Origin of the sequence: Pseudonocardia sp. NPDC049154 (genome assembly GCF_040648315.1) — a bacterium.
GTDB lineage: Bacteria > Actinomycetota > Actinomycetes > Mycobacteriales > Pseudonocardiaceae > Pseudonocardia.
The window spans coordinates 1-15,978 of record NZ_JBEZDN010000004.1; the positions used below are offsets into that span (position 1 = coordinate 1).

The window sequence follows — 15,978 nt, forward strand, 5'->3', positions numbered from 1 at the left end:
CGCCCCCCCCGCGCCGGGGCGCGGCGGGGCCGGCGGCGGGGGGCCGGGCGGGCGGGGGGGGGGCCCCGCCCCCGGCGCCCGGCGGCCGCCGCCCGCGCGGGGCCCCGCGGCCGGCCCGCCCGCCCCGCGCGGGGCCGCGCTCCCCCCCCCGCGCCGCCGGAGGCGGCGCCTTGATCTCATACAGGCGGACTCGGCAAACGTTCCGCTGTGCGGGTGTACCAGGGCACGGCGAATCAAGCGGCGCGACTCGGGCGAGGTCGAAACGGGTTCGGCGATTCCGATCCCAGGTCCCCCGAACGCCCGCGTATATTGACCGAGTGCTCAGAAGACTCGGATCCGGCGGCAAGCACGAAGCGCGAGTGGCCGATGCCTTCGTGACACACACATACGCGTTTGACTTTGGTAGATCGATATCGCATCGCGCGCTGGCGGCCAGGTTGTTGGATGATGGCGTAGCTGAGTTGATGGTCGAGCCGTCAAGTGGTGAAGTGCGCTTGTCAGAGACTTACAAATCACTTGCGAAGTCGTTAGATCTACTGCGTGAACTCGGCAGCTACGAGAATGAAACCGCCAGCGGTTTAACTTGGCGGTATCTTCGATCCGCGAGTTGGCGGATGAGATGGATCTTGTTCAAAGCAATCTTCGGGGTCGTGACCCGTCGGGGTCAAGGCGGTTCAGAACGTGAAGAAGAAGATCCTAAGGCGGACTTCAAAGCTGAAGCCGAGGAGATGGATCGAAAAGTTAGAGACCTGTCGATTCATGACCTGATCCGTCACGCAATCGACAAGGATCTGTACCCCGGCGAGTATTTGGCTGCCAATCCATTTTATAGGTTGAAGCTAAAGTCAGTTGATCTTAAGGTATCGCTCCTAGATTCGCCGCTGTCCATCGACGATCAGCGAGCAGATTTGGAACTCGTGCTGCATGAGTCTGGCGTAGCAATCATGTCGATCGGCTACACGGTTCAGGAGCCGGTCTCGCTTCGAATGCTTGCGTCGGCGACTAGGTCGGACAAGGCGAGGCTTACTGCCCTAAGGATTCCCGAGTCTATTGCGAAGCGGTATGCAAAATTCTGGAGAAACCCTGTCTCACTTATCAGGGGCGACTGGGAGCCAGATGTTTCTGAAGGTGAGCGCTGGGTGCGACTTCGAGTTGACAGTACTGCGCGGGTCGCGGACGTCTACGACATCGTTCATTACGCGCTGGCATCATATTTTGGCAACTCGATCTCGCCTGCCTGGTTGTGTCACACGACGATTGCGATCAATCACTGGGATTGTCGATGCAGCAGCCGGGGAGCCTGGGAAGCGTTGCACGGCAGCGAGCTGGCACGTCTCCTTGCAGGGGTTCATGATGTTGATGAGGTCCGCATTGCGACCCTTGGAGAGGAATTCATGCGGGACTTCTCCATCGAGGAATCTACATCATTTTACAGTTCGGGTGGCACGTCAATTCGAGTCCAGTGGAACTTCGATGCCTCCGATACTGGGAGGGAAGGGTTTGGGCTTCTAAATAGATTGGTGGTTATCGAGAATGCTCTGATTCGCTACTGGCAGCTTCGGGTGCTTGATGCAGAGCTGGACTTGACTGTTGGCCGATCTACGTCAGAAACAGCGGAAGATCTGCAGCGGCGGCTGATCTATGGCTTGGTAGAGCAAGATCGAGTGCTTTTCATGGCTGGCACAGCCACGGATCTTGCCGACCACATCTTCGCCGAGCTTCGAGGGCCGCGCCTCAGGCAGCAGCTGAGTGATCGGATCGATCTCCTCAGGAATCTCGTCGCTTCGCAGGAAGCGAGAAGGGCATCTCGTCGATCGATCCGCCTCGCTGCGGGGGCGCTCGTCGCGGCGATAGTCCTTGGTCTCCCCGCAATTAGTCAAGCATTTGAAGTGGCAGGGAAAGCAAATCTATTGACTCTGTCCGAAGGGGATCGTTCGGTAGTCTCCGTCTGGGTCTACGTTGCGCTAGTCGGTGCAGCCACTCTTCTTGCTCTGCCCGGGCTATGGCGCGCGCGTGACGCTCCGATCTATCCCGATAGGAAACGTTCGCGGGCGCCGGGATTTGCCTGGCCGTCGGGGCAACTTGATGTCACGATCGTTAAGCCGTGGCTCGATGAGCTGCCGGAGGGGGCCGAGCCCAAACGACGCTCATTTATCCCGATGGGTGTTAAACCGATAGATAGGCGAAATAGCCGCCTAGTCACTAGCGAGGACGACAAATAGGCTTGTTACTCAGGCCTGGATTACGCGCTTCGAAAATCCCGCGGCGACAAGGTGATCGTATGCCCGCTTCACATCATCGGGAATTGCCTGGCGTGCCGCCCAGTCATAATCTGCGTATACCCACAATCGCTGGGTGTCGCCAACAAGCATGTTGATAACGCGATCGACCCCGAGCTGGCCAGCATAGGAAACTACGTCCACTGCTTGCGAGACGCAGACGACGTCGACGTCCGGCCAACGGAGGCGGCACATGGCGTAGGCGCGTCGCTGCTGGTAGGGCCGTGAGATCAACATGACCGAGCGAACCGGCGGGACCTCGTCCTCGATCAGGGCGCGGGTGAAGTCGATGTTCTCGCCTGTGTTGGTGGCGTTGGGCTCGACGAGGATGGCTTCGTCGGGGACGCCGAGGGAGAGGGCGTGTTCGCGGTAGTGGACGGCTTCGCCGCGGGGGAAGCGTTCGATGGTGGTGGGGGCGTTGGCGCCGGTGAAGACGATTCGGGGGAAGTAGCCCTGGTGGTACAGCTCGGCGGTGTAGGTGGCGACTCCGAGGTCGTGGCTGCCGAGTCCGATGCCGAGGTCGACGGGGCGTAGCTGGTGGTGCATCTGGTTGAACTCCCACAGGGTCTCCACGTCGGCGCGGAGCTCGGCGGGGATGGTGGTGTTCGGCATCGCTGGGTCCTTCTAGTCGGGGATGTCGAAGGAGTAGGTCCAGGAGAAGCGTGAGGCTGCGTGGACGCCTCGTGCGACTTCGACGAGGGTGCCGTCGGCGGTGTAGGTGCGGCGGTTGAGGATCATCACGGGCTCGCCGGCGGGGAGGTCGAGCTGCTCGGCCTCGTCCGGGGTGGGCATGCGCGCGTAGAAGGACTCGGTCATGCGGTCGGGTTCGAGGCCCTGCATGGTGAGGACGGCGAACCCTCCCCCGCGCCCGGCCGGGCCTGGTGTGGGGTCGACGAGCGGGGTGCCTTCGACGTGGGCGGGCAGGTAGTAGCTCGTGAGGGTGTGGGTGGGCTGGTCGCCGTCCTTCACGAGCCGCGCCCGTGCGTAGACCGGTGCGCCGGGTTCGATGTCGTAGGCCTCGGCGATCTCGGCGTCCGCGTCGACGAGGGAGACGGTCTGGGTCTGGTCGGTGGGCTTCCACTCGCGGCCTGAGGCCTCGCGGTCGGCTGCGAACGCGACGACGTCGCCGTACTTCCACTTCTTCTTGCTGTAGCGGTCCACGCCCAGGCGGCGCATCGGTGGCGGGGTGCGGACGACGGTTCCGCGGCGCCGGATCGGGGTCACGAGGCCTTCGGCTTCGAGCATGGCCACGGCGTTGCGGACGGTCTTGACGTTGACCCCGTGCGTGGCGGCCAGCTCGTCCTGCTTGGGCAGGGTGTCGCCGGGCGCGTAGGTGCCCTGCTGGATCGCGTCCCGCAGGATCGCTGCCAGCTCGCGGTACCCCACCGTGCTCAATGGTCCTCCCCGGTCGACTCCGATAACGGTAGCTGTACCGCCTCAGCTACGGCCCATCCGGCCGATAGAACCCCCTCTATTGACAGTGTCAGCAGGTCTTGCTTCTATAGAGGTGGTTCTAACGCGCTGACCCTCAGTGCGGACCACGAGCAGAGGAAACAGCGATGGCGATCAAGAACAGGTTCCCGGTGTCGATGGGGGACGTCTTCCCGCACGGCGCCTACGTGGTGTCCGAGGTCGAGGCAGTGCGCGACTTCGACAAGTCCAGCCAGGGCCGCCCGGTCCAGCAGCTCGACAAGGAGTCTGGGCTGCCGGTCTGGTCGGTCTCAGTGCTCGACGCGGACCCCGACGCCCGGCGGGCGGACAAGACCGTCGTGGTCAAGCTCGCCGCCACCCACCAGCCGGTGCCGCCGGAGACCCTCGCGGGGATGCCGTTCCGGCCGGTCGAGTTCGACGGTCTGACCGTGACCCCGTACGTGCAGGAGAACGGCGGTCGCCCGCGGGTGGCCTACAGCTTCCGGGCTACCGCGATGCGCGCCCCGACCGTCGGGCACAAGCCGACGCCGCGGTCCGGGGGCAACTCGGAGGCCGCCTGAGGACCAATGACCCGACCACCGATCGAGGGTGGAGGGGAGCCCGATTCCAGCGGACTCCCCTCCGTTCTCCCTCACCCGACATCACGCCCTGAGCAGGCAGTACGGCCAGACTTGGAAGGACACCGAGGCTAGATGACCCGCACCCGCACCTACCAGCCGCCCGCCTTCGTCCCCGACCACCGCGCCGCGCCGGGGTCGATCCCGGCCATCGTCGATGCCGCGTTCGGTCGCCTGCGGTTGCAGCACCAGGCGATCGACGCGATGCCCACCAAGACCCCGCTCGACTGGGCCGCCCGCGCGGATCGGCTCGCGGTCCTGCACGAGCGCGCTGCTCGGTGGTGGCGGGTCCTGTACCGCCACAGCCCTGCCGGGGTGCCGTTCGTCTACATCGCCGCGGTGGGCGGAGCCGAACAGTTCGAGCGGGACGAGGTCCGGTTCTGGCGGGAGTCCGCTTCCGACTGGCGCGCCCGTGCCGAGCAGCGCCCGACCTCGGATGCGGCCGGGTCGCTGTCGAACTGGGCAGAGCTGGGGGTGGCCTGATGCGAGTCATTGGCTTCCCCGCCGGCGCGCTGTGCGCCCGTCCCGGCACCGATCCCGAGCTGTTCTTCCCCGACAACACCGCGCTCGACTACCCGGCCCGTGTCGCCGCCGCTCGTCGTGTGTGCGCCGGCTGTCCAGTCCGTACGGCCTGCCTGGCCGATCAGATGCGCTGGGAGGCAACGGACTCGCGGTTCGGTGTCGTCGCCGGGACGACCCCGGAGGAGCGCGACGTCCTCGCCAACCCCGGCCACTCCGATCAGGCGGACGCGGCATGACCACCTCCCGCGTCGACCGCTGCGAGGTGTGCCGGACCCCGCTGTCCGAGCGGCCCGACCCGCGCCGCCGGCGCTGCGCCGATCACCTCGGCCAAGCCGTGCTGTTCCCGCTGACCGCGGTCACCACCCGGCCCCGGCGCAGGAAGGAGACCCGCTCATGAGCCGCAAGGACTGGACCTCGCCCGCCCCGTTGGAGATCGAACGCCCACGGCTGCCGTGGTGGACCATGCTGCCCAAGCCCGTCCTGACCGTGTTGTCCCCGGTCATCGCGGTCGGGGTGCTCGCCGTCGCCGTGAACTTCGCCGCCCGCCGCGTCTACCGCTACCCGATTGCCCTCACCACGTCGGTCGGGCTCGTGGTGCTCGGGTCCTGGCACGGCTGGTGGTGGCCCCTCGGCGTCGGCATGGGCGCCGTCGCGCTGCTCGCGGGCTGGTGGTGGCGCTGGCGAGACTCGTTCACCCGCACCGCCGGGGCCCAGCTCGCCTCGGAGTTCCGTCGGGCACGCGTCTACGCGATCGTCTGGCGCCGCACGATGAGGCTGTCCGGGATTGCGCGCCGCGTCGGGCGCTCTTGGTACTACCCGCGCGTCAGGCGGGTCCGCGCCGATGGCTGGCGTGACCGCGTGCTCGTCGGGCTGCTGCACGGCCAGGCCCCGAAGGACTTCGAGGCCCGCGCCGGGGAACTGGCGCACGCCTTCGGCGCCACCTCCTGCCGGGTCCGGGTCGAGAAGCCGCGCCGGATCTGGCTCGACCTGATCCACCGCGACACCCTCGCCGCGCCGGTCGCACCGGCCCTGCTCGCCGCTGCCGACGCGGTGGTCGACCTCGGGCGCCTGGTCGTCGGGATGGTCGAGACCGGGCGGGAGTTCGTGTTGCGCCTGCTCGGGAACCATCTGCTCGTCGTCGGCTCCACCGGGGCCGGGAAGTCGTCGGTGGTGTGGGCGCTGTTGTGGGCGCTCGCTCCGGCAATCCGCTCCGGTCACGTGCAGGTGTTCGGGGTGGACCCGAAGGGCGGGATGGAACTGGGCCGTGCCTCCGGTCTGTTCACCCGCCTTGTCTACGACAACGGCCCGGACGCGGTCGAGCTGCTCGAACACGTCGCCACCCTCACCCGCCAACGCGCCGCGCACTTCCGCGAGTCGAAGAAGAAGGCATGGACGCCGGGGTCGGGGCAGCCGTTCGTGCTCCTGGTCGTCGACGAGCTCGCCGACGTCGTGGCCTACCAGACCGACCGCGGGTTGAAGGCGCGCGCGAACGCGGCGTTGCAGTCCATCACGAGCCAGGGCCGTGCGCCCGGAGTGTGCGTGGTGGGGCAGGTGCAGGACCCGCGCAAGGCCGTCCTGGACTTCCGGCACCTGTTCCCGACGAAGATCGCCATGCGCTTGGACGAGCCCGACCAGGTCAACCTCGCCCTCGGTGACGGAGCCCGCGCCCGCGGTGCCGCTGCGGACGAGATCTCCGAGGACACCCCCGGCGTCGCGTGGGTGCTCAGTGAGGGCCGCCGCCAGATCGACCGCGTGCGCGCCTTCCACCTCGACGACGCCTACCTCGACGAGCTGGACACCTACGTCCGCGACGGGTCCGGCCCTGCCGTCCTGCCCGCCCCCGCCCGGCCGGAGGTCGCAGCTTGAACACGCAGATCAAGGGGGGTGAGTGGTGATGGCGTTCAGTCGCGGCCGCTCCACCGAGATCGTCATCGCTGAGGTCTGCTTCCTCGTGCTCACCGCGGCCGCGTTCGCCGCCTCGCTCAGCCCCACCGTCGAGTTCTGGTTCAACACGGTCGCCTTCGGTCTCCTCGGCACCGGCGCCCTCTGGGCCGTGGTCGCGCTCATCCGTCGGGAGCTGCGCATCCGCCGTCGCCTCGCCGCCGTCCGCAACGAGCCCGCGCCGCCTCGGCACACCGACACCCGGCACTGGCGCACCAGCCACCCCATCGACCGGAGGGACGCCGCATGACCGCCCACACGCTGCCCGACGGCATTCCCATCAACGCCGCGGGCCACGTCGACCAGGACTCACTCACCCGCGCGCAGAAGGCGCTCCTGGCCCTTTCCGACGACGTCGCCCAGCGGCTCGCCGAGGACAACGGTGTCTGCGTCCGCCCGCTCGCCATGCGGCGGATCGATATGACGACCGGACGGGTCGACGTGGTCGCCACGCCGTGCAAGTCGACGCGGGAGGACCAGTGCCGCCCGTGCGCGGAGAAGGCTCGCCGCGAACGCATGGTCCAGGCCCGCGAGGGATGGCACCTCGAGCACGAACCGTTCGACCAGCCCGCCGACCCGACCGAGCACCAGAAGCGGCTGCTCGCCTACCGCGCCGACCTGCACGCCGCCTACACGACCGCGCGCAGCGATGGCCTGGACGAGGACTGCGAGGAGATCCGGGAGGCCGTCGCAGAGCTGGACCAAGAGATCCGCGCCGCCGGCGTTCGGGGCCGCCTCGCTCCGCTCGACCCGCTGCCCAAGGCCGTCCGGCGGACCACCCGACGTCGGCAGGACGCCCCGGACCTCCCGCGCCGCCCGGTGGAGAACCGCACCGTCGGGGAGGTGTTCGGCGGCAAGTACCGACCCTCCACCTTTCTCACCCTCACCCTGGACTCGTACGGGCGGGTCGACGGGGACGGGGCCGCGCTCGACCCGGACTCCTATGACTACCGCCGTGCGGCTCGGGACGCGATCCACTTCCCGCGGCTGGTGGACCGGTTCTGGCAGAACACGCGCCGCTGTGTCGGGTGGGAGGTGCAGTACTTCGGCACCGTCGAACCGCAGAAGCGCGGGGCGCCGCACTTCCACGCCGCCATCCGCGGCAGCATCCCGCGCGCGGAACTCAAAGCGATCGCGGCTGCGACCTATCACCAGGTGTTCTGGCCCTCCCACGACGAGATCACCCACAGCGGGGACCGGCTACCCCGCTGGGCCGACGGCGACAGGGGGTTCGTCGACCCGCACACCCGCGAGCCGCTGCCGACCTTTGACGAGGCCACCGACCCGGACGTCCTCACCGAGCCCACCCACGTCGTGACGTTCGGGATGCAGGTCCACGTGAAGGGCATCCTCGGTGGCACCGAGGAAGCCGGGCGACACGTCGGCTACCTGACCAAGTACCTCACCAAGTCGATCACCCAGGCCGCTGGGCTCACCCCCGACGCTTCGACCCGGATGCGGGAGCACCACCGCCGGCTCACCGCGGAACTCGCGATCACCCCGTGCTCGCCGCGGTGCGGGATCTGGCTGCTCTACGGCATCCAACCCAAGGGCGCCCGGCTCTCGACGAAGCCGGGGCAGTGCAAGAGCAAGGCGCACAAGCCCGAACACCTGGGCATCGCCGGTCGCCGCGTCCTCGTCTCGCGGAAGTGGTCCAACAAGAGCTTGAAGGACCACCGCGCCGAGCGCGCGGAGTTCGTTCGGCAACTCCTCGACCGCGCCGGAGTGAAGCCCTCCTACCCGGTCGACGACGGCCCGTTCGCGTGGGAACGCACCGCCCCCGGTGACACCGACATCCCGCCTCGGCAGGTCCTGCTCCTGCACGCGATCAACCAGAGACAGCGATGGCGCGCCGACTACGACGCTGCGCTCATGGCCGCAGGCGACCCACCCACCGCCGAGCGTTCGGCAACCGACGATCTTGCAGCCTGAGGGGGAGCGGATGACTGCGTATCTGACGGTCGTCGAGGCGGCCGAGCACCTGAACACCTCGGTCCGCTTCGTGCGCCGGCTCGTCGCCGAACGGCGGATCGCCTTCCACAAGGTGGGCGCTCACGTGCGGATCGCGGTCGTCGACCTGGACGCGTTCGTACAGGCCGGACGGGTGGAAGCGATCACGGACGACCGCGTGCGGCGAGACCTCAGCGGGGCTGCCTGATGCCGAACGACAAAGGCAGACGGCGCCGGTTCGGCAGCATCCGAAAGACGCCGATCGGCGAGTACCAGGCCAGCTACCTCGGCCCTGACAACCGGCGCCACTTCGCTCCGCACCGCTTCAAGCGGGAGCGGGACGCCGACCGCTGGCTGAACAAGGTCGAGTCCGTGATCGTCGCCGGCGACTGGACGAACCCCGAGCGCGGCAAGGTGGCGCTCGCGGACTACGCGGAGCAGTGGATCATCCAGCGCCCGGCGCTTCGCCCCCGCACCGTTGAGCTGTACCAGTGGCTGCTGCGGCGCTACATCACTCCGGAGATCGGGACCGTGCCCCTCGCCGGTCTGACGAGCGCGACCGTTCGGCAATGGCGCTCCGACCTGCTCACCAAGCGCGGAGTGTCCGAGACCAGCGCCGCGAAGGCGTACCGGCTGCTACGCGCTGTGCTGAACACCGCGGTGGAGGAGGACAAGCTGCTCACCGCGAACCCCTGCCGCATCCGCGGCGCCGATCGCGAGAGCCGAGACGAGCGCCCTGTCCTCACCGTGGCGCAGGTCTTCCAGATCGCGGACGCCATGCCGAACCGCCGTTGGCGAGCGATGATCCTTCTCGCTGCGTTCGCCTCGTTGCGCTGGGGCGAGACCTCGGCGCTGCGCCGCCAAGATGTCGCTCCCGACGGCAGCACGGTGCGTATCGCGTTCGCCCACTCCGAGGTCCGGGGCAAGGGCCTCGTCGTCGGCCCGCCCAAGTCTCGCGCTGGCGTCCGCACTGTCGCCGTTCCGGCCGCGATCCGGAAGGATCTCATCGACCACCTGGCCGAGTTCGTCGACGCCGGTCCCGACGCTCTGCTGTTCACAGGTGTGCAGGGGAGGGCGCTTCACCGGGGTGCGTGAGGTCAGCGGGTGAAGTGGCCCGAGCTGATGCGCACGCTCGGCCTGGCCGGTGTCCACTTCCACGACCTGCGGCACGCCGGGAACATCTGGGCGTCGAAGGCGGGCATGTCGACCAAGGACCTGATGGCGCGGATGGGGCACGACGACATGCGTGCCGCGCTCATCTACCAGCGCGCGACGAGCGATGCGGACCGGCTCATCGCCGACCGGCTCTCGGCCCTTGTCGATGAGCACCGCGGCGTCGGTTGAGCAGAGCTTGTTGCTGTGCTGTTGCTACGGACGCCGATGATCTCTGGAACGACGAAGGCCCAGCTCCGGTGTGGACACCGTCTGAGCTGGGCCTTTGTTCTGAGAGCGGATGACGGGAATCGAACCCGCGTATTCAGCTTGGGAAGCTGATGTTCTACCATTGAACTACATCCGCAGTGCGTGAGAGCCGACTCTAGCATCCCCGCTGCGGCCCTCGATCCACCTCCCCGGATAGGCTGCGGGCGTGTTGCTCTCGGACCGCGACCTGCGCAAGGAGCTCGAGTCCGGGCGCCTCGGGCTCGACCCGTGGGACGAGGCGATGCTGCAGCCGTCGAGCATCGACGTGCGGCTGGACCGCTTCTTCCGGGTCTTCCAGAACTCCCGCTACACCCACATCGACCCGTCGATCCAGCAGGACGAGCTCACCACGCCGGTCGAGACGGCCGACGGGGACAACTTCGTGCTGCACCCCGGGGAGTTCGTCCTCGGGTCGACGTTCGAGCAGGTCGGCCTGCCGGACGACCTGGCCGGGCGGCTCGAGGGAAAGTCCAGCCTCGGCCGGCTGGGCCTGCTCACCCACTCCACGGCGGGGTTCATCGACCCGGGCTTCACCGGCCACATCACGCTCGAGCTCTCCAACGTCGCGAACCTGCCGATCACGCTCTGGCCGGGCATGAAGATCGGGCAGCTGTGCCTGTTCCGGCTCTCCAGCCCCGCGGAGCGGCCCTACGGCAGCGAGGGCGTCGGCTCCCGCTACCAGGGGCAGCGGGGCCCGACGCCCTCGCGTGCGTGGAAGAACTTCCACAAGGTCGACACCCGGCGCTGAGGCCCGGTCCACAGGGTCAGACCGCGGCCACCCGCGCGTCCCACCGGAAGTTCCGCGAGGCCAGCCAGCCGAACAGGACCGGCCACACGACCAGCGAGACCAGCGCGTACGGCGTCCACGGCGCGCCGTACGCGACCCGGCTCAGCGCGCCGACCGCCCCGCCCGGCAGCAGCGCGAGCATGTCGGGCCAGCCGCCCGCCGGGATCACGGCGATGATCACCGCGGACCCGACGACCACGAAGAACAGCGGCAGCGTGGTGATCTGCGCCCGCTCGGCGGAGGGCGTCACGATCGCGGTGGCGAGCGCCGCCGTCGTCACCAGCGCGAGCCCGCCCAGCACGGCGAGCAGCAGCGCGAGCGGCGCGCCGGGCGCCGGCAGGCCGGCGACGACGTCGAACACCCCGAACAGGATCAGCTGCGCCAGGGCGAGCACGGCCGCGGGCCCGACGGTCCCGACCAGCAGCCCGCCGTCGGAGATGCCGCTGGTGCGGAAGCGCTTGAGCACGCGGGACTGCCGGCGCGCGACCAGCGTCTGCGTCCCGCCGACGTACACCCCCATGCCCAGGGCGAACACGATCTGCATGGCGACGACGTAGGTCGGCGCGTCGATCTGGCTGAAGGTCAGGAAGACGCCGAGGGCGAGCGGCACGACCAGCACGGACGTCAGCAGCGTCCGGTTGCGCAGGATCAGCTTCAGCTCGGACCAGACCAGAGCGGTGATGCGGTCCATCACGCCTCCTCGTGTGCCGACGCGGTGTGCGAGTCGGTGCGGATCGAGTGGTAGATGTCGGCGAGCGACGCCGGCGCGGCCCGCAGGTCGGACAGCCGCACCCTGTGGTCCGCCGCCCAGGCCAGGAACCCGGTGAGGTCCTGCTGCAGGTCCCTGGTGCTGACCCGGATCGTCCGGCCCTCCAGCACCGCGCCGTCGGGCGGCGTGACGCCCTCGGGGAGCGTCGCCGAGAACCCGGCCGGCCGGCTCGCGAGGATCTGCTCGAGCGTGCCGGACACGGCCAGCCGCCCCTCGTGCATGATCGCGACCCGGTCGGCCAGCGCCTCGGCCTCCTCCAGGTAGTGCGTGGTGAGGACGACCGTGCGGCCGGCCTCCTGCAGCTCCTGGATCGCGTCCCAGGTGCGGCGCCGGGATCCCGGGTCGAGCCCCGTCGTCGGCTCGTCGAGGACGACCAGCTCGGGCGAGCCCCACACCGCCGTCGCCAGGTCGAGGCGCCGCTTCTCGCCGCCGGACAGGGCGCCGACGCGCACGTCGCGGCGGTGCACCAGGTCGAAACGCTCGAGCAGCCGGTCGGGCCGGTCCGGCCGGACCGCCAGCTTCCCCCACAGCTCGAGCGTCTCCCCGACCGTCAGCTCCTCGACGAACCCGCCCTCCTGCAGCTGGATCCCCATCCGCGCCCGCAGCTCGTCCCGCTGCGTGCCGGGGTCGAGGCCGAGCACCGAGACCTCGCCCCCGCTGCGCCGCTGGAACCCCTCGAGCACCTCCAGCGTGGTCGTCTTGCCCGCGCCGTTGGTGCCCAGCAGCGCGAACACCTCGCCGCGCAGGACCTCGAGGTCGACCCCCCGGACGGCCTCGAACGTCCCGTACCGCACCTGCAGCCCCCGTACCCGGATGGCCGTGTCGCGTCCCCCCGCACCGGCCACCGCCGGCTCGCTCACCGTCTCCGTCATGACCACCACGGTGCCCGGCGGGCGGGGTCCCGCGGTAGGCGCACGCATCACACGTCCTGCTGACGGTGTGCACGGCCGGCCGTGACAGCTGTCATCGGTCCCGCCGCAGCTCGGGACCGGGCCGGGCGGCTCGGATACCGTCGTCGTGTGACGACCGACCGGCCGCCGACGGCCGAGCCGAAGGGGCGGCTCGCCGCCGAGGAGCGGCAGGTCCGCGCGGCCCGGCGGTTCAGCCGGATCGGGCTGGTCATGACCGTCGGCTGGCTGCTGCTCGTGCCGGCGTTCGTGCTGTGGACGGGGCTGCCCGGGCCCGCCTGGCTGGCCGCACTCCTGCCGCTCTACCTGGCGGCGATGGTGCTGCACCTGATCCGGATCCGGCGGTACGTACGGTCGCTCGGCACCCCCGCCCCGCCCGTGTTCGTGGTCGCCGCGTGCGCGGTGGGCCTGGCGATCACGCTCGTCGGCGTCGCCTCGTCGTGGGCCGGGTGGACCTGGGCGCTCGTGGCCGGGATCCTCCTGGGCGACGTCGTCGCGGGCCGACGGGCGCGGGTCATCGCCCTGTGGGTGCTCGCCTCGGCCGCGGTGGTCGTCGGGCTGACCTACGCCCTCGGCGCGCTCGTGCAGCCGACCATCGAGGGCATCCCGGTCTCGCCGTGGTTCGCGGCCGGGATCGCCGGGTTCTACGTGGCGAGCATGTGGTGCCTCGACGTCGAGCGGCTGTGGTGGTTCAAGGCCGTCACCGACCTCGACGACTCGCGCCGCACCGCCGCCGAGCTCGCCACCGCCCGCGAACGGCTCCGGCTCGCCGACGACCTGCACGACATCCTCGGGCACGCGCTCGAGGTCGTCGCCTTCAAGAGCGAGCTCGCCGCCCGGCTGCTGGAGGCCGACCCCGACCGGGCGCGGTCCGAGATGGACGAGGTGCAACGGGTGGCGCGCGAGTCGTTGACGGAGGTCAGGGCCCTGGTCCGGAGCACCCGGGACACCGACCTCGCCGTCGAGCTCGCCGGGGCGCGGGCGGTCCTCGGCTCCGCCGGGGTGGCGCTGGAGGTACGGGGCGACCCGGAGGCCGTCGCGCCGGCCGCCCGTAACGTCCTCGGTCGCGTGCTGCGCGAGGCCATGACCAACGTCCTCCGGCACGCCGAGCCGAGCCGCTGCACCATCGAGATCGGCGCGGACCGGCTGGTCGTGTGCAACGACGGCGTGTCCGGCCCCGGCGACGGCGCCGGTACCGGGCTCGCCGGGCTGGAGCGCTACCTGGAGGAGCACGCCGGACGGCTCGCCGCCGGCTGCGACGGGCGGGGCGGCTACCGGCTCGAGGCGGTCCTCGGGAGCGGCCGGTGATCCGGCTGGTCCTCGCCGACGACGAGTCGCTCACCCGGGGAGCCGTCGGCGCCCTGCTGAACCTCGAAGCCGACCTGACCGTGGTCGCCGAGGCGTCCTCGGGCGACGAGGCGGTGGCGGCGATCGCCGCGCAGGAGCCGGACGTCGCGGTCCTCGACGTCGAGATGCCCGGCCTCGACGGCGCCGAGGTCGCCCAGTGGGTGCAGGCGAACGCCCCGGGCGTCCGGTGCATCGTGCTGACGCGGCACGCCCGGCCCGGGGTGCTGCGGCGCGCGCTGGCGGCCGGTGCGGCGGGCTTCGTGACGAAGAGTGCGCCCGCCGCGCTGCTCGCCGACGTGATCCGACGGGTGCACGGCGGCGGCCGCTACGTCGACCCCGACCTGGCCCTGACCGCCCTGACCACGGAGGACTGCCCGCTCACCGAGCGGGAGCTGCAGGTCCTGCGCAGCGTCGGGCAGGTGGGGCCGGCGGGCACGGCCGGCGACATCGCCGCGCGGGTGCACCTGTCCGCCGGCACGGTCCGCAACTACCTGTCCTCGGCGATGCAGAAGCTCGGCGTCGCGACGCGGGTGGAGGCGCTGGAGCGGGCCCGCGACCACGGCTGGTTGTGAGGCCGCTACCGGGCGCTGCGGGTCGCTAGGCTGGGCGCCGATGGAGCGCCGCGACCCTGCAGCCCGCCCCGACCCCTCCACCGGGACGGGGGCGTGGCGCAGTGGGCGGCACGCCCCGGCGCGGTCGACCGAGGAGCCGAGCGACACCGCCGAGCCGAGGCCCGTGGAGCAGCGTCCCGACCCGGGGGCCCAGGACGTCCGGCGGGACGAGGGTGACTCCGCCGCGCCCCGGGACGGCGTCGAGCGGGACCGGGGCGAGCGGGATCGGGGCGAGCGGGACCCGGGTGAGCTGGTCCGGGTTGAGCGGGACCGGGCCGAACGGGACCGGGCCGGTTCGGAGCGGGACGACCGCGGCGCTCAGCGGGACAGGGGCGGGCCGGCGCGCTCGTCGGACTCGGCCGGAGGATCCGGATCGGGTGAGCGCGAGCCGCGCGGGGACCGGGCGCCGGCGGCGGAGGCGTTGCGGATGTTCCGCCCGCGGAGCTGGCGCGGGGCCATCGGGCTCGGGATCCTGGGCGCGGCGGCCCTGCTGTTCCTCTTCGTGGCGTTCGACGACCAGACCCGCTGGTGGGTGCCGGTCGCGGCCGGGCTCGTGGTGCTCGTGCTGCTGTCGCTCCTGCGGCTGGATCGGCTGCTCAAGGGCTGGACCTGGCACGTCGCCGGGATCGCGATGCTCGCCGGGCTCGTGCACGAGACCGCCGGGAACCCGTGGTCCTGGGCCTTCGCCGCGAGCATCGGGGTGCTGATCGCCGGACTGCTGCGGTTGCCGCGCTGGCGGCTCGCGGCCGTCGGGGCGGCCTTGTGCATGGTGTCGTTCGTGGGCTACCAGTTCCGCGCCGCCGAGGTCCGCGACCAGGAGGCGCAGATCGCGCAGCAGGCCGGCACGCAGATGCGGGCGGGCTTCGGCTACGACCGTCCCGACCTCGTGCTGACCAAGCTCGGCGAGGGCCTGACCCCGGCCGACCCGGAGGCGGTGTGCCGGCTCCTCGACCCCGCCGCCCAGACCCAGTTGGCAGAGGCCACCGGTACCGCCGACTGCACCGCCGGGGTCGGCGCGGCCGCGAGCCGGGTGCCCGCGGGCAGCCCGACCGCCGCGCCCCGCGCCTCCACCTCGCCCACCCCGGTCCCGCCGCCGGGCACCGTCCTCGCCCTCGACGGCTGCTCCACCGCCTGGGGCCTCGCAGTCCCTGCACTGGGCACCGTCGACGTGGTGCGCACCGAGAACACCGCCAAGGCCACCTGGCGGGTCGCGAGCTTCCGCCCCTGCCCCTGACCCGCGGGCCGTCAGTGGGGGCTCCCCCGAGTCGCGCTGCAGCCCCCGCGAGTCGCGCTGTGGCCCTCCGCGAGTCGCGCTCTGGCCACCGGCGAGTCGCGCTTCGACCGCCCGGCTGAAGCCTTCACGATCACCGTTCGGGACGGCACCCGGCCGCGCA

At 70.5% G+C, this 15,978-nt stretch carries 19 protein-coding genes and 1 tRNA gene; 15 read left to right on the forward strand and 5 right to left on the reverse strand.

Features of this window, described 5'->3' with window-relative positions; all coding sequences use genetic code 11:
* Positions 1-359 precede the first annotated feature (359 nt).
* The gene (locus AB0B41_RS03610; protein WP_358198541.1) at positions 360-2,222 is read left to right on the forward strand and encodes a hypothetical protein; all 1,863 of its coding nucleotides are present in this window, start codon (positions 360-362) and stop codon (positions 2,220-2,222) included.
* 9 nt (positions 2,223-2,231) lie between these two features.
* Here AB0B41_RS03610 and AB0B41_RS03615 read toward each other — a convergent pair whose 3' ends face one another.
* Together AB0B41_RS03615 and AB0B41_RS03620 are read right to left on the reverse strand one after the other, a co-directional pair.
* Positions 2,232-2,891 carry a YdcF family protein gene (locus AB0B41_RS03615; protein ID WP_358198543.1) on the reverse strand — a complete coding sequence of 220 codons (660 nt, stop codon included), beginning with the start codon at positions 2,889-2,891 and terminating at the stop codon, positions 2,232-2,234.
* A gap of 12 nt (positions 2,892-2,903) precedes the next feature.
* Complete coding sequence (locus AB0B41_RS03620) at positions 2,904-3,665, reverse strand: GntR family transcriptional regulator (protein ID WP_358198870.1); 762 nt, start codon at positions 3,663-3,665, stop codon at positions 2,904-2,906.
* Positions 3,666-3,838: 173 nt separating this feature from the next.
* Between AB0B41_RS03620 and AB0B41_RS03625 the strand changes: the two genes are divergently transcribed.
* From AB0B41_RS03625 to AB0B41_RS03670, 10 genes are all read left to right on the forward strand, one after another.
* Positions 3,839-4,270: a plasmid replication, integration and excision activator gene (locus tag AB0B41_RS03625; protein WP_358198545.1), complete on the forward strand. Its 432-nt coding sequence runs from the start codon at positions 3,839-3,841 to the stop codon at positions 4,268-4,270.
* Positions 4,271-4,402: 132 nt separating this feature from the next.
* A complete protein-coding gene (locus tag AB0B41_RS03630; RefSeq protein ID WP_358198549.1) occupies positions 4,403-4,810 on the forward strand; it encodes a hypothetical protein in 408 nt (135 codons plus the stop codon).
* Positions 4,810-5,085: a WhiB family transcriptional regulator gene (locus AB0B41_RS03635; protein WP_358198551.1), complete on the forward strand. Its 276-nt coding sequence runs from the start codon at positions 4,810-4,812 to the stop codon at positions 5,083-5,085. Before AB0B41_RS03630 ends, AB0B41_RS03635 begins: the two co-directional genes overlap by 1 nt.
* On the forward strand, positions 5,082-5,246 hold the full coding sequence (locus AB0B41_RS03640; protein WP_358198553.1) for a hypothetical protein: 165 nt from the start codon (positions 5,082-5,084) through the stop codon (positions 5,244-5,246). Before AB0B41_RS03635 ends, AB0B41_RS03640 begins: the two co-directional genes overlap by 4 nt.
* Positions 5,243-6,715, forward strand: coding sequence for an FtsK/SpoIIIE domain-containing protein (locus AB0B41_RS03645; RefSeq protein ID WP_358198555.1), 1,473 nt, complete (start codon positions 5,243-5,245; stop codon positions 6,713-6,715). The genes AB0B41_RS03640 and AB0B41_RS03645 overlap by 4 nt, the downstream gene beginning before the upstream one ends.
* 28 nt (positions 6,716-6,743) lie before the next feature.
* Positions 6,744-7,040: a hypothetical protein gene (locus AB0B41_RS03650; protein WP_358198557.1), complete on the forward strand. Its 297-nt coding sequence runs from the start codon at positions 6,744-6,746 to the stop codon at positions 7,038-7,040.
* The gene (locus AB0B41_RS03655; RefSeq protein ID WP_358198559.1) at positions 7,037-8,722 is read left to right on the forward strand and encodes a replication initiator; all 1,686 of its coding nucleotides are present in this window, start codon (positions 7,037-7,039) and stop codon (positions 8,720-8,722) included. The genes AB0B41_RS03650 and AB0B41_RS03655 overlap by 4 nt, the downstream gene beginning before the upstream one ends.
* Positions 8,723-8,732: 10 nt before the next feature.
* Complete coding sequence (locus tag AB0B41_RS03660) at positions 8,733-8,948, forward strand: helix-turn-helix domain-containing protein (RefSeq protein WP_358198562.1); 216 nt, start codon at positions 8,733-8,735, stop codon at positions 8,946-8,948.
* A gap of 164 nt (positions 8,949-9,112) precedes the next feature.
* A complete protein-coding gene (locus tag AB0B41_RS03665) occupies positions 9,113-9,835 on the forward strand; it encodes a hypothetical protein (RefSeq protein ID WP_358198564.1) in 723 nt (240 codons plus the stop codon).
* A 9-nt stretch (positions 9,836-9,844) separates the two neighbouring features.
* On the forward strand, positions 9,845-10,084 hold the full coding sequence (locus AB0B41_RS03670) for a hypothetical protein (RefSeq protein ID WP_358198566.1): 240 nt from the start codon (positions 9,845-9,847) through the stop codon (positions 10,082-10,084).
* Between the two features lie 104 nt (positions 10,085-10,188).
* Here AB0B41_RS03670 and AB0B41_RS03675 read toward each other — a convergent pair.
* A tRNA-Gly gene (locus AB0B41_RS03675) sits at positions 10,189-10,259 on the reverse strand.
* A gap of 69 nt (positions 10,260-10,328) precedes the next feature.
* On the opposite strand from AB0B41_RS03675, the gene dcd reads away from it, so the two are divergent.
* Positions 10,329-10,910 carry a dCTP deaminase gene (gene dcd, locus AB0B41_RS03680; protein ID WP_358198568.1) on the forward strand — a complete coding sequence of 194 codons (582 nt, stop codon included), beginning with the start codon at positions 10,329-10,331 and terminating at the stop codon, positions 10,908-10,910.
* A gap of 16 nt (positions 10,911-10,926) precedes the next feature.
* On the opposite strand, the gene AB0B41_RS03685 is transcribed toward dcd, so the two are convergent.
* Positions 10,927-11,640, reverse strand: a complete 714-nt coding sequence (locus AB0B41_RS03685) for an ABC transporter permease (protein ID WP_358198571.1) — start codon at positions 11,638-11,640, stop codon at positions 10,927-10,929.
* Positions 11,640-12,590 carry an ABC transporter ATP-binding protein gene (locus tag AB0B41_RS03690; RefSeq protein WP_358198573.1) on the reverse strand — a complete coding sequence of 317 codons (951 nt, stop codon included), beginning with the start codon at positions 12,588-12,590 and terminating at the stop codon, positions 11,640-11,642. The genes AB0B41_RS03685 and AB0B41_RS03690 overlap by 1 nt, the downstream gene beginning before the upstream one ends.
* Before the next feature lie 147 nt (positions 12,591-12,737).
* Between AB0B41_RS03690 and AB0B41_RS03695 the strand changes: the two genes are divergently transcribed.
* From AB0B41_RS03695 to AB0B41_RS03705, 3 genes are read left to right on the forward strand one after another with little or no spacing between them, the layout of a single operon-like run.
* Positions 12,738-13,934 (forward strand): histidine kinase, encoded by a 1,197-nt coding sequence (locus tag AB0B41_RS03695; protein WP_358198575.1) that lies wholly within the window; start codon positions 12,738-12,740, stop codon positions 13,932-13,934.
* Complete coding sequence (locus AB0B41_RS03700; RefSeq protein ID WP_358198577.1) at positions 13,931-14,545, forward strand: response regulator transcription factor; 615 nt, start codon at positions 13,931-13,933, stop codon at positions 14,543-14,545. Before AB0B41_RS03695 ends, AB0B41_RS03700 begins: the two co-directional genes overlap by 4 nt.
* Positions 14,546-14,585: 40 nt before the next feature.
* The gene (locus AB0B41_RS03705) at positions 14,586-15,818 is read left to right on the forward strand and encodes a hypothetical protein (RefSeq protein WP_358198579.1); all 1,233 of its coding nucleotides are present in this window, start codon (positions 14,586-14,588) and stop codon (positions 15,816-15,818) included.
* The last annotated feature ends 160 nt before the right edge of the window (positions 15,819-15,978 follow it).

Excerpts from the sequence above, each read along its gene's own strand:
- AB0B41_RS03615 (WP_358198543.1), bottom strand. The coding sequence starts at position 2,891 with ATGCCGAACACCACCATCCCCGCCGAGCTCCGCGCCGACGTGGAGACC.
- AB0B41_RS03625 (WP_358198545.1), top strand. The coding sequence starts at position 3,839 with ATGGCGATCAAGAACAGGTTCCCGGTGTCGATGGGGGACGTCTTCCCG.
- AB0B41_RS03630 (WP_358198549.1), top strand. The coding sequence starts at position 4,403 with ATGACCCGCACCCGCACCTACCAGCCGCCCGCCTTCGTCCCCGACCAC.
- AB0B41_RS03635 (WP_358198551.1), top strand. The coding sequence starts at position 4,810 with ATGCGAGTCATTGGCTTCCCCGCCGGCGCGCTGTGCGCCCGTCCCGGC.
- AB0B41_RS03640 (WP_358198553.1), top strand. The coding sequence starts at position 5,082 with ATGACCACCTCCCGCGTCGACCGCTGCGAGGTGTGCCGGACCCCGCTG.
- AB0B41_RS03645 (WP_358198555.1), top strand. The coding sequence starts at position 5,243 with ATGAGCCGCAAGGACTGGACCTCGCCCGCCCCGTTGGAGATCGAACGC.
- AB0B41_RS03650 (WP_358198557.1), top strand. The coding sequence starts at position 6,744 with ATGGCGTTCAGTCGCGGCCGCTCCACCGAGATCGTCATCGCTGAGGTC.
- AB0B41_RS03655 (WP_358198559.1), top strand. The coding sequence starts at position 7,037 with ATGACCGCCCACACGCTGCCCGACGGCATTCCCATCAACGCCGCGGGC.
- AB0B41_RS03660 (WP_358198562.1), top strand. The coding sequence starts at position 8,733 with ATGACTGCGTATCTGACGGTCGTCGAGGCGGCCGAGCACCTGAACACC.
- AB0B41_RS03685 (WP_358198571.1), bottom strand. The coding sequence starts at position 11,640 with ATGGACCGCATCACCGCTCTGGTCTGGTCCGAGCTGAAGCTGATCCTG.
- AB0B41_RS03690 (WP_358198573.1), bottom strand. The coding sequence starts at position 12,590 with ATGACGGAGACGGTGAGCGAGCCGGCGGTGGCCGGTGCGGGGGGACGC.
- AB0B41_RS03705 (WP_358198579.1), top strand. The coding sequence starts at position 14,586 with ATGGAGCGCCGCGACCCTGCAGCCCGCCCCGACCCCTCCACCGGGACG.